Genomic DNA, 12,241 nt, shown 5'->3' with positions numbered 1-12,241 from the left:
GGCGGGCTACGGTGCGGGTATGGGGTTAGCGGATCTCACTCGCCCGGCGGTTCTCGCGGCGATTCGGGAGTACGACAAGATCGGCCAAGACGCCTTTCTGGAACGGTACGGATTCGACAGGGCTCGCGCGTTCCACCTGCGATATGAGGGTGAACGCTACGATTCCAAGGCCATTGCGGGGGCAGCTCATGGATATCTTGAGGGACGAGATCCCTTGCGAGCCAGCGAGTTCAGCGGCGGTGAAAGCACCGTAGCGAAGAGACTGCGGGAACTGGGCTTCATCGTGCCACCGCGACGTTCGCCGGATTGGGTTCGCGACGAGGTCATCCTGGCCTGCGACTTGGTCATGCAGAACCAATGGCGCCAGCTCGAAGACTCCGACGAACGAGTGATCGACCTGTCCGGCGTCTTGCAGCTGCTGCCGATCCACCCTCACGAACTGCGCAGTGACACCTTCCGGAACCCGAACGGCGTAGCTCGCAAGACCGCGGACATCGCTTCCCAGCACCCGAACTACTCGGGACGTCCAACCAACGGCGGCCGCACTGACCGTTTGGTGCTTCAAGATTTCCTGGACCAGCCCGAGCAGATGCACGCGGTCGCCGAGGGACTCCGCGACGCCGCGCTGTCCGGCGCGTTCAAACAGCTGCCGGTCCCCCAGGTCGATGACACGGCGATCGGCGGTGATGGCTTCGATGACGACGATTCTGATGCCAGTGCTCCGGAAGGGCGCTTGCTGCGCCGCTGGCACTATGCGCGAGAGCGTGACCGCGGGCTACGGAATCGGAAGATCGCGGAATTTCTCCGACACCATCCCCGGGTGATCTGCGAGGTCTGTGGGTTCGACTTCGAGGCCGTGTACGGCGATCGTGGCTCCCAGTTCACCGAGTGCCACCACATCACACCGCTGCATGCGTCCGGCGACACCCTGACCAAGCTGAACGATCTCATTTTGCTGTGTTCGAACTGCCATCGCATGATTCATCGCAAATCGCCCTGGCTGACCCCAGACGAGCTGCGTGCGCTGGTAGAGGCACACACACAATCGCCGTGAATCGCCAGATAGCCCTTTCTTCGCCCGCTCCCTCCGAAAGCGTCATTGCCGGATTCGGGACTGGGTCAAGCGCGAAGGTGGCCGTAGGCCATCGGCGGAGCCGACGCGCAGCGCCTTCGTGCTTGAGGCAGGCACGAAGGCGGCGCACAATCCTCCGCTGAGGGAGCGGGCCGCAGGCCCCGAGGATCGGCTGTCGCACCTTCGGCCGTCGTTCAGCACGCGGAACACATCAACATCCGGCCGACAGTTGTTCAACAGTTGATCAGGCACAACATCGAAGAGAGATCGAAAGAAGTCATGAGCTGCGCTCATGACTTCTTTCGATCTCGATTCTCGCCGGATACCTACCCTGACCTTGGTTTTCGTGGTGGTCTCGTCTCACCCTCACGCAGGGAGAGCACATACCCACTTCGTGCGCATGTGCTCTCCCTGCGTGAGGGTGAGACGAGACAGTTGGGTGGGTAGGTGACGGTCAGGGTAGGTATCCGGCGAGAATCGGAGTTTGGTGTTTGGTTGCGTGTAGGTGGTCATCTTGCGTTGGCATGGTGGTTCCGCGACGGGCTAGCGTGTCGAAGTCGGCCGCGAGCGGCCTTGGTTCGCCACGCTGTTGCCAGCGTCGCTCCGTTGGGTTCCTCCGGCGTGCTGGGCACGTTAGGTACGGGCGCTGCGGTTCCATTCGCCAGGCTTGGGTGCCGTCGCGGTCTTGCTGACGCGAGTGGCGGCCGGGTGCGTAGTGCGCGGACTTCCAGCGCGAGCAGAGAAGTCCGGCGAGATGGGTACGGGTGCCGTTGTTCCGCGAGCGATGCTCGCGCGGTCCGGCGCGCGGGCTGTCTGTCCCTCCGGTGTGGCCAGCCCTGGAGCACGCCACACCAGAACCCGGGCATCCAGGGCGCTCCTGCGTCGCGTCGCTGCGCGATGGCGCACGCGCCACCCTGGACGCCCGGAACCTGGTGCGGCCCGCTCGGAGGCAGGCCACACCGGAGGGACAGACAGCAGAGCAGGCAGCGCGCTAACGAACCGAAGTACGGCACGGCCTGACGGCCGTGGAAGGGAAATGCCCTCGCCGGGCGGGCAGCGCCTCCCAGAGGAACGGGTGCCGAACGGTCAGTTTGCAGCGCTGCCGGACTTCCTGAACGCGGTTGTCCCCGCAGACATTTAGATGGTGGTCGGGGTTGAACCTCGCCCGCGTTTCACTGCCTCATCATCGCGCGTGGGTCGCGGCGCGGGGCACGCGCCACCCGTACGCGTCGCGCCGCGGTGGCTCCGGCCAGGACGCGCAGGCACAGGGCCGCGGTGAGGAAGCCGAAGACCACCAGCAGGGTGCACGCCATTTCGGGCACTGACATCTCCTTGTGTAGGTGCGCGGGTCTCGCGCGTTCGGATCTCACACTGTTTACCGTCGCGAATAGCGATCGGCCGGAGGTTAGCGGTTTCTTTACGTGAAGTGCGGGTGCGTTGACGATTTTCGACGACACGCGGCGAGTTTGCTGTCAACGACTCGTCAAGGCCGCGGGCCGGGGCGCTAAGGAAGCGTCAAGAGCGTCGAAATGGGACCGGGCGGGCGCTTGACTCACTGCGGCGCATCCACGGATGCGTTCGTGAGTAGAGAGGTTCGGATACATGTCCATCGTGGTGTTCACGGTGTCGACCGTCGCGGTCTTCGCCCTGCTCGGTCTGGTCCAGCGGGGGGTGGAGCGGCTGTGATCCAGAACATCGTGGGTCTGGTCCTGGCTGTCGGCATCGCCGCCTATCTGATTGCGGCGCTGCTGTTTCCGGAGAGGTTCTGAGTGAGCACGACAACCGCGGGGATCGCCTTCCCGGCATCCCTGGTCCTGGCGCTGGCCCTCGTCCACGTGCCGCTCGGCGACTACATGTACCGGGTGTACAACGGTACCGGGCACTCCAGCGTCGAACGGGGCATCTACCGGCTCATCGGGGTGCGGCCCGAGGTCGAACACACCTGGGGTGTCTACGCCCGCAGCGTGCTCGCCTTCTCGGCGGTCAGCGTGCTGTTTCTGTTCTTCCTGCAGTTGCTCCAGGGCAGGCTGCCGCTGCACCCGAACGAGCAGGACACCGAGGTGACCGCCGCACTGGCCTGGAACACCGCGGTCAGTTTCGTCACCAATACGAACTGGCAGAACTACAGCGGTGAATCCACCTACGGCCATCTGGTGCAGATGGCCGGGCTGGCGGTGCAGAACTTCGTCTCCGCCGCGGTCGGCATCTCGGTGGCCATGGCGCTGGTGCGCGGCTTCGCCCGCGGGCACACCGGCGACCTGGGCAACTTCTGGGTGGATCTGGTGCGGGGGACCATCCGGATTCTGCTGCCCGTCTCGTTCGCGGCGGCCCTGGTGCTGGTGGCCGGTGGCGCGATCCAGAACTTCCACCTCCACGATCGGATCGCCGAGACGGTCGCCGGCGGCACGCAGACCCTGCCCGGTGGCCCGGTCGCCAGCCAGGAGGCCATCAAGAATCTGGGCACCAATGGCGGCGGGTTCTTCAACGTCAATTCCGCGCACCCGTTCGAGAATCCGACGACCTGGACCAACTGGCTGGAGATCTTCCTGCTGCTGGTGATCAGCTTCTCGCTGCCGCGCACCTTCGGGCGGATGGTCGGCAGCCGGAAGCAGGGCTTCGCCATCGCGGGCGTCATGGGCACCATCGCCATGGTCAGCTGGTCGCTGACGCTGTTCTTCCAGCTTCGGCACCACGGCACGGTGCCGTCGGCCGTCGGTGCGTCCATGGAGGGTGTGGAACAGCGGTTCGGTGTGGCGAATTCGGCCGTGTTCGCGGCCTCGACCACCTTGACCTCGACCGGGTCGGTGGATTCGTTCCACGACTCCTACAGCAGCCTCGGCGGCATGATGCTGCTGTTCGACATGCAGCTCGGTGAGGTCGCGCCCGGCGGCGTCGGGTCCGGGCTGTACGGGATGTTGGTGCTCGCGGTGATCACGGTGTTCGTGGCCGGGCTCATGGTGGGGCGCACCCCGGAGTACCTGGGCAAGAAGATCACCCCCCGGGAGATCAAACTGGCCGCGGCCTACTTCCTCGTCTCGCCACTGCTGGTGCTGGTCGGCACCGCGCTCGCCATGGCCATGCCGGGGCAGCGCGCGAGCATGCTGAATTCCGGGCCGCACGGATTGTCGGAGGTGTTGTACGCCTTCACTTCCGCCGCCAACAACAACGGCTCGGCCTTCGCCGGACTGAACGGCGATACCGAGTGGTTCAACACCGCGCTCGGCCTGGCCATGGCCTTCGGCCGCTTCCTGCCCATGATTCTGGTTCTCGCCCTGGCCGGTTCGCTGGCGCGGCAGGGACACACCCCGGAGTCGATCGGCACGCTGCCGACGCACCGGCCGCAGTTCGTCGGCATGGTCGTCGGTGTGACCGTCATCCTGGTCGCCTTGACCTTCCTGCCCGCGCTGGCGCTCGGGCCGCTCGCCGAAGGAATCCACTGATATGACCGTTCCCACTGTCGAACACGCCTCGACTCACCCGTCGGGGCCGGGGCGGGCACCGAGCGGGCTGTTCGATCCCGGACTACTGCTGAAGTCGTTGCCGGACGCCTTCCGCAAGCTCGACCCGCGCACCCTGTGGCGCAACCCGGTCATGCTCATCGTCGAGATCGGCGCGGTCTGGGCGACCGTGCTCGCGCTTGCCGCTCCGAGCTTCTTCGCCTGGGCGATCGTCGTCTGGCTCTGGGCCACGGTGCTTTTCGCCAATCTCGCCGAGGCGGTGGCCGAGGGGCGCGGCAAGGCGCAGGCCGACACGCTGCGAAAAGCCAAGACCGACACCGTCGCCCGGCGGTTGGTGGACTGGTCGCCGGGGGCGCGGGCGGTGGAGGAGCGGGTCGCCGCACCCGATCTGCGCCGCGGCGACCACGTGGTGGTGGCGGCCGGTGAGGTCGTCCCGGGCGACGGCGATGTGGTGGAAGGCATCGCGTCGGTGGACGAATCGGCCATCACCGGGGAATCCGCGCCGGTGATCCGGGAATCCGGCGGGGACCGCTCGGCGGTGACCGGCGGCACCACGGTGCTGTCGGACCGCATCGTCGTGCGGATCACCCAGGAGCCCGGCGGCTCGTTCATCGACAGGATGATCGCGCTGGTCGAGGGCGCGAGCCGACAGAAGACACCGAACGAGATCGCGCTCGACATCCTGCTCGCCGCGCTCACCGTCATCTTCGTCTTCGCGGTGGTGACCCTGCAGCCGCTGGCCGTCTTCGCCAAGGCGAACAACCCGGGCGTCCCCGACAGCCTCGCGCTGGACGGCGACGGCATCACCGGCATCGTGCTGGTGTCACTGCTGGTGTGCCTGATTCCGACCACCATCGGCGCGCTGCTGTCGGCCATCGGGATCGCCGGCATGGACCGCCTCGTGCAGCGCAATGTGCTCGCCATGTCCGGACGCGCCGTCGAGGCGGCCGGAGATGTGAACACACTGCTGCTGGACAAGACCGGTACCATCACCCTCGGCAATCGGCAGGCCGCGGCGTTCGTCCCCATGCCGGGGGTCACGCCCGACGAGATGGCCGATGCCGCACAGCTTTCCAGCCTCGCGGACGAGACGCCCGAGGGTCGCTCGATCGTGGTGTACGCCAAGCAGGCGTACGGCAAGCGGGAGCGCACGCCGGGTGAGCTGACCGGTGCGCACTGGGTGGAGTTCACCGCTGGGACCCGCATGTCGGGGGTGGATCTGCACGACGGTCATCGGCTGCGCAAGGGAGCGGCCAGCGCCGTCACCGAATGGGTGCGCTCGCACGGCGGCGCGGTTCCGGCCGAGGTCGGCGAGACGGTCGACGGCATCTCGGCCTCCGGCGGAACGCCGCTGGTGGTCGCCGAGATTTCCGACGCCGAGGCCCGGCTGCTCGGCGTCGTCCACCTGAAGGACGTGGTCAAGGACGGCATGCGCGAGCGGTTCGACGAGATGCGCCGCATGGGCATCCGGACCGTCATGATCACCGGCGACAATCCCCTGACCGCCAAGGCGATCGCCGAGGAGGCGGGGGTGGACGACTTCCTGGCCGAGGCCACCCCCGAGGACAAGCTCGCGCTCATCAAGTCCGAGCAGGCCGGTGGCCGCCTGGTCGCCATGACCGGCGACGGCACCAATGACGCGCCCGCGCTGGCCCAGGCCGATGTGGGCGTGGCCATGAACACCGGCACCTCGGCGGCCAAGGAGGCCGGGAACATGGTCGATCTGGATTCGGATCCGACCAAGCTCATCGAGATCGTGGAGATCGGCAAACAGCTGCTCATCACCCGCGGCGCGCTCACCACGTTCTCCATCGCCAATGACATCGCCAAGTACTTCGCCATCATTCCGGCGCTGTTCGTGGCGCTGTACCCCGGTCTGGACGCGCTCAACATCATGCGCCTGGCCAGCCCGCAGTCGGCGATATTGTCGGCGGTGGTGTTCAACGCGATCATCATCGTCGCGCTGATCCCGCTGTCGCTGCGGGGGGTGAGCTACCGACCGGCGGCTGCGTCGAAGCTGTTGAGCCGCAATCTCGCCGTCTACGGCGTCGGCGGCATCATCGCACCGTTCCTCGGTATCAAAGTCATCGACCTCGTCGTCCGATTCCTCCCCGGGATGTCCTGATATGCGTATGTCAACCTGGATTCGGCAACACCTCGCGGCGCTGCGCGCGCTGCTGGTGCTCACCGTCGTCACCGGAATCGTCTATCCCGTCGCAGTTTTCGCGGTGGCGCAGCTACCGGGCCTGCGGGGCAAGGCCGAGGGGTCGCTGCTCGAGCGGGACGGAAAGGTGGTGGGCTCCAGCCTGATCGGGCAGTCCTTCACCGACGCCGACGGTACGGCCCTGCCGCGCTATTTCCAGAGCCGTCCCTCCGCGGCCGGTGACGGCTACGATCCGATGTCCACCTCGGCAAGCAATCTGGGGCCGGAGGATATCGTCGACACGTCGGAGCGAACCAGCCTGCTCACCGATATCTGCACCCGCAGCAGGGAAATCGGCGCACGCGAGGGCGTCGACGGGCGGCGGGCCTTCTGCACCCCCGGCGGTGTGGGCGCGGTGCTGGCGGTCATCGGGCCACGCTCGGCGGACGGCGAGGTCGAGCACCCCGCCGACGTGGTCAGTGTCAACGAACTCTGCCCGGCCACACCGTTTCTCGCCGAGTACCGGGGCGTGCGGGTGCGGTGCGCGGTGCCGGGGGAGGTCTACTCCCGCGGTCGCTTCGTCCCGATCGCGGGTGACGTCCCGGCCGATCCGGCGGTCCCCGCCGATGCGGTCACCGCCGGTGGCAGCGGCCTGGATCCGCATATCTCACCGGAGTACGCGGCCGTTCAGATCGCCCGGGTCGCCGCGGCTCGCCGGGTGTCCGTGGACGAGGTCCGCGCGCTGGTGGGAGCGCACACCAGCGGGCGGGATCTCGGCTTCCTGGGGGAGCCGCGGGTGGACGTGCTCGCGCTGAACCTGGACCTGGACCGCCGTTTCCCATTGCGCGGCTGAACCTTTCGGCGGATCGTGCCGGAGAGTGAGCCGCCCCGACCGTGCAGGGATGCGATCGGGGCGGCTCCGGCGTGCGCGGCATGTGGGGCCGCGCACGGGGTTCCGGTGTCAGCGGAAGATGACGCAGGTGGTGGTGGCGTGCGCGACCAGGCGGCCCCGGTCGTCGGTGACGCGGCCCTCGGCGGTGGCGGTGGTGCGGCCGACGTGGACGGTGGTGCCGGTCGCGGTGAGTGTGCGGCCGTCGGTGGGGACCGCGCGAACGTATTTGATCTCTAGTCCGAGCGTGGTGTACCCCACGCCCGCCGGGAGGGTGGTGTGCACCGCGCAGCCCATGACCGAATCGAGCAGGGTGGCGCAGATGCCGCCGTGGGTGGTGCCGAGCGGGTTGGCGAAGTCCGGGCGGGTGCGCAGGCTGAACACCACCTCGCCCTCCTCCAGCGAATCGACCTCGATGCCGAGCAGATCGCCGATGTAGGGCGGGCGGTCCGACCTGGTCATGGCGGTCCGCAGCAGCTCCAAGCCCGACAGTGCGGCGAAGTCGATCTCGGGTGCGGTCATGAATGGAATCCTTTCGATGAACCGATCGGTTCACATCTGTCATGATTGGATCATGGACCGATCGGTTCACGCAAGACCTGTGCCGCACGACCGTCAGGAGATCGCATGAGCGCCGGACCCCGGGAACGGTTGATCGAGAGCGCCATCGAACTGGTGCGGGAACAGGGGGTGCACGGTGCGGGACTGTCCGCCCTGCTGGACCGCAGCCGCGCATCCCGCAATTCGCTCTACCAGCACTTCCCCGCGGGCAAGGGTGAGCTCGTGGAGGCCGCCACCAAGGTGGCGGGCGATCGCATGTCCGCGCTCATCGACAAGTTCATGTCCACCGGCACCGCCGAGGACTGGCTGGTGGCCCTGCTGGACTGGTGGAAGCGCAATCTGGAACGCAGCGCCTTCGGGGCGGGCTGCCCGGTGGTCAGTGCCGCCCTGGCCGAGGACGAGCCGCGCGTGCAGGCCGTCGCGGCGCTGGCCTTCGGCGACTGGACCGAACGGCTCGCCGCCGCGCTGATCCGCGAGGGCATGCCCGCGCAGCGGGCACGGTCACTGGCCGGATTCATGCTCAGCGCCATCGAGGGGGCCATCATCCAGGCACGGGCGCTGAAAACCACCCGGCCGCTGGACGAGGTGCGCGAGCAGCTGGTACCGCTGCTGCCGCGCTAGCTCACCACCAGCCGAGCAGCGGTTGCAGCTGACGGCCCAGTTCCGGTGCCAGCGACCGCGAATAGCTCGCGGTGAGATGGTGCTCGTCGTGGTAGACGAGGATATTGCCCTCGATCACCGAGCAGACGTCCGGACGGCACACCGCGTCGGAGAGATCCAACGGGAAGACGTTCGGGAAATCCTCGGCGGGCCCGGCCGCCGGATTGACCGGCGACAGCGCGTCCTCGCGCTTCATACCGCAGCTCACCCGGTCGCCGCCGGCGGCCAGGCAGTCGATGGCGCGGTAGCGGACCTTGTCGCGGCGCAACCAGGGGGTGTCCCGCATCGCGAGTACGTGCAGGCCGCGGCTCTCCAGGGCGGCCCACACATCCAGATAGTCCGTCGGCGTCTCGTCCCCGCCCGCGTCGGCGGGGCGGGTACCGGTGGTGAACACCCAATCCGGCTGCTCCTCGCCGAGCCGGTCGATCACCTCGGCGGACCAGTCGCGGCAGTCGGCGATGGGCAGGCCCTTGTACATGGGCTCGGCGGCCACGGTGAGCGGGCAGCCCATCTTCAGGAGGACGACCAGCCGGAAGCCGTGCTCCTCACCCAACAGGTGCAGGGCCGGAATCCAGTGCTCGGCATGGGAATTGCCGACCACGGCAATGGTGCGGGTCGCGGAGGTGTCGCCGTACTCGCAGGTGATGACGGCGCGGGTGTCGAAATCGGAGATGCAGCCGTCCCGGGTGGGGTAGGCGTTGTCGGCGGGCGCCTCCGCGACGGTCGGCCGCATCTCGGCATTGGGCACCGGCGCGTGCGCGATGAGCGCCTCCGCTCCCGGGTAGCGCACCGGATCGAGTTCACCCACCGGCTGCAGCTTCGAACCGTTGATCACCTGCCAGGTGAACGCGCATCCGATCAGCAGAATGCCGACCGTCGCGGTGGCGAAGCCGGCGCGCAGGCGGTAGTCGCGGTCCGCGGCGGGCTCGCCGCGCACGCGCAGCGGCTCCTCGATGAACCGGCTGGTCGCGTAGGCGAGCAGCAGGGACGCGGCGATCACGGCCGCGCCACCGGCCAAGCCGGCGTCGCGCGACTGTGTCTCGCCGAGCATGAAGATGAGAATCGGCCAGTGCCACAGGTACAGCGAGTACGCGAGTGACCCCAGCCGCACCGCGGGGGCGCTGGCCAGCATCCGGTTCACCCAGGGCTGCTGCTCCCCACCGAGATTCGCGCCTGCCGCGATGATGGCCACGGTCGCGCCGACCGGCAGCAGCGCCGCCGGACCGGGGAAGCGCGCCGCTCCGTCGATCAGCCAGCCGCAGGCCACGATGGCGGACAGACCCGCGACCGCCAGCACCGCGCGGGCCAGGCGGGGCAGCGAGATGTGCGGGGCGGCCAAGGCCAGCAGTGCACCCACCAGCGGCTCCCAGGCGCGCGCGAAGGTGTCGTAGTAGTTCCAGCCCTGCTGATTCGAAACCCCTTGCGTGGCATGGAGGAACGAGGCGACGGCCAGCACGCCGAACAGCGCGGCCGTCGCGGAGGTCACCGACCGCACCCGATCGGCGCGGCGGCAGCCGAAGGCCACCAGCGCGACCAGGGCCAGCAGCGCCAGATACATCTGCCCCTGCACGGACATGGACCACAGATGCTGGAGCGGGCTCACGGCGGGATCGGCCGCCAGGTAGTCGGTCCACGCCGCCCCCAGGTACCAGTTCTGGTAGTAGAACAGCGAGGCCAGCGTCTGCGCGGCCATATCGGACCAGCGGGTATAGGGCTGGAAGACGACCGTCGCGACGGCCACCGCGGTCAGCACCACCACCATGGCCGGTAGCAGCCGCCGCCCCGTGCGCCGCAGCGTCTGCCGGATTCCCACCGAGCCCGTCTCGGCCTGCCGCAGCAGCATTCCGGTGAAGAAGAAGCCCGACAGCACCAGGAAGACGTCCACGCCACCGGACACCCGGCCGAACCAGATATGGAAGACCACCACCAGGGCGATGGCTATTCCGCGGAGTCCGTCGAGGTCCAAGCGGTATTCGCGACGACGCGGGGCGGCGTCGCCGGAACCGGTGGTCGGGGTGGTCGACGATGACGTGGAAGAGACAGACATGGCGCGGCAATTCTGGAGTATCCCACTCCCCGACACGAAATCGCCACGCAGATCGTGACCTTAATGTGTGGATTCTCACCGGTGGCGGGCACATTTCGGGTGGGCCGCCCGCGGGGCCGATCGGTCAGGCGAGCACGAAGTAGCGCAGCCAGAGATACGGCGCCGCCACCGCGACGCTCACCGCCGTCACCACCATGCCCTTGCGGGTGAATTCCCAGAACGAGATCGGCGTGTCGGCTCGTCGGGCGATGCCCAGCATGACCACGTTGGCGCTCGCGCCGACGGCGGTGAGGTTGCCGCCGAAGTCCGCGCCCAGGGCCAGCGACCACCACAGCGCCTCGGCGTGCTGGTCCATACTGCCCGCCAGGTCCGCCACCAGCGGACTCATGGTCGCGACATAGGGGATGTTGTCGACGATGCCCGAGAGCACGGCCGAGATCACCAGGATGAGCATGGTGGCCAGCAGGGCATTGCCGCCGGTGACCTCGGTGGCGCGGGCGGCGAGCCGCTCGATCACCCCGGTCTTCACCAGCGCGCCGACCATGATGAACAGGCCGACGAAGAACAGCAGTGTCTCCCATTCCACGGAGGCGAGGTAATCCCGTTGCGGCAGGTCGGAGATCAGGACCAGGACGCCCGCGCCGAGCAGGGCCACCATCGACGGTTCGATCTGGAAGACGGAATGCCCGACAAATCCCGCGAATACCGCGGCGAGCACGACGCCGCACTTCACCAGCAACTTCGGATCGCGAATCGCCTCACGCTCGTTCAGCGCCATCACATCGGCCGCCCGCTCCGGATCCACCTCGAACGAGCCCCGGAACAGCCGCGGCAGCATGACGACGAGCACCAGCAGCACCAGCAGCACGATGGGGGCCATATTCCACAGGAAGTCGTTGAACGACAGATCGGCCCGGCTGCCGATGATGATATTGGGCGGATCGCCGATGAGGGTGGCCGCGCCGCCGATATTCGAGGCCAGCACCTCGGCGATCAGGAAAGGAGCCGGCGGCACCTCCAGCCGTTCGCACACCAGCAGCGTGACCGGGGCGATGAGCAGCACCGTGGTCACATTGTCGAGGAAGGCCGAGGCGACGGCGGTGATGAGGGTCAGCAGGATCATGACCCGCAGCGCGGAGCCCCGCGCGCGTTTGGCCGCCCACACCGCCGTGTACTCGAAGACGCCGGTCTGGCGCAGCACGCCGACGATGATCATCATGCCGAGCAGCAGGAAGATGACATTCCAGTCGATGCCGGTCTCGTGCGAGTAGAAGACGTCGTCGGCGTCGAGGACGCCCAGCGCCAGCACGATGGCCGCGCCGCCCAGCGCCGCGGTGGTCTTGTGCACGCGCTCGGAGGCGATGAGGGCGTAGGCGATGAGGAAGACCGCCACCGCCACGGCGGTCATCGG

General features: G+C 67.8%; 10 protein-coding genes. 6 read left to right on the top strand and 4 right to left on the bottom strand.

Features of this window, described 5'->3' with window-relative positions:
• Positions 1-19 precede the first annotated feature (19 nt).
• Entirely contained in the window at positions 20-1,054 is a 1,035-nt protein-coding gene (locus QMO76_RS18165; RefSeq protein WP_306362497.1) for an HNH endonuclease, read from the top strand.
• Positions 1,055-2,244: 1,190 nt separating this feature from the next.
• On the opposite strand, the gene QMO76_RS18160 is transcribed toward QMO76_RS18165, so the two are convergent.
• Positions 2,245-2,394, bottom strand: a complete 150-nt coding sequence (locus QMO76_RS18160; protein WP_306362496.1) for a hypothetical protein — start codon at positions 2,392-2,394, stop codon at positions 2,245-2,247.
• 207 nt (positions 2,395-2,601) lie between these two features.
• Between QMO76_RS18160 and kdpF the strand changes: the two genes are divergently transcribed.
• From kdpF to QMO76_RS18140, 4 genes are read left to right on the top strand one after another with little or no spacing between them, the layout of a single operon-like run.
• A complete protein-coding gene (gene kdpF / locus QMO76_RS18155) occupies positions 2,602-2,841 on the top strand; it encodes a K(+)-transporting ATPase subunit F (RefSeq protein ID WP_306362495.1) in 240 nt (79 codons plus the stop codon).
• A complete protein-coding gene (gene kdpA / locus QMO76_RS18150) occupies positions 2,842-4,512 on the top strand; it encodes a potassium-transporting ATPase subunit KdpA (protein WP_306362494.1) in 1,671 nt (556 codons plus the stop codon).
• A 1-nt stretch (position 4,513) separates the two neighbouring features.
• On the top strand, positions 4,514-6,655 hold the full coding sequence (kdpB, locus tag QMO76_RS18145) for a potassium-transporting ATPase subunit KdpB (RefSeq protein WP_306362493.1): 2,142 nt from the start codon (positions 4,514-4,516) through the stop codon (positions 6,653-6,655).
• Between the two features lies 1 nt (position 6,656).
• Complete coding sequence (locus QMO76_RS18140) at positions 6,657-7,526, top strand: potassium-transporting ATPase subunit C (protein ID WP_306362492.1); 870 nt, start codon at positions 6,657-6,659, stop codon at positions 7,524-7,526.
• Positions 7,527-7,634: 108 nt separating this feature from the next.
• Here the strand turns inward: QMO76_RS18140 and QMO76_RS18135 are convergent, their stop codons facing one another.
• On the bottom strand, positions 7,635-8,084 hold the full coding sequence (locus QMO76_RS18135; RefSeq protein WP_306362491.1) for a PaaI family thioesterase: 450 nt from the start codon (positions 8,082-8,084) through the stop codon (positions 7,635-7,637).
• Positions 8,085-8,189: 105 nt separating this feature from the next.
• Between QMO76_RS18135 and QMO76_RS18130 the strand changes: the two genes are divergently transcribed.
• Complete coding sequence (locus QMO76_RS18130; RefSeq protein ID WP_306362490.1) at positions 8,190-8,744, top strand: TetR/AcrR family transcriptional regulator; 555 nt, start codon at positions 8,190-8,192, stop codon at positions 8,742-8,744.
• A gap of 1 nt (position 8,745) precedes the next feature.
• On the opposite strand, the gene QMO76_RS18125 is transcribed toward QMO76_RS18130, so the two are convergent.
• Together QMO76_RS18125 and QMO76_RS18120 are read right to left on the bottom strand one after the other, a co-directional pair.
• The gene (locus QMO76_RS18125; protein ID WP_306362489.1) at positions 8,746-10,830 is read right to left on the bottom strand and encodes an acyltransferase family protein; all 2,085 of its coding nucleotides are present in this window, start codon (positions 10,828-10,830) and stop codon (positions 8,746-8,748) included.
• 124 nt (positions 10,831-10,954) lie between these two features.
• A complete protein-coding gene (locus QMO76_RS18120; protein ID WP_306362488.1) occupies positions 10,955-12,238 on the bottom strand; it encodes an ArsB/NhaD family transporter in 1,284 nt (427 codons plus the stop codon).
• Between the last annotated feature and the right edge of the window lie 3 nt (positions 12,239-12,241).

This window comes from Nocardia sp. CC227C (assembly GCF_030767025.1).
Lineage (GTDB): Bacteria > Actinomycetota > Actinomycetes > Mycobacteriales > Mycobacteriaceae > Nocardia.
This window is presented reverse-complemented; position numbering and strand designations above follow the sequence as displayed.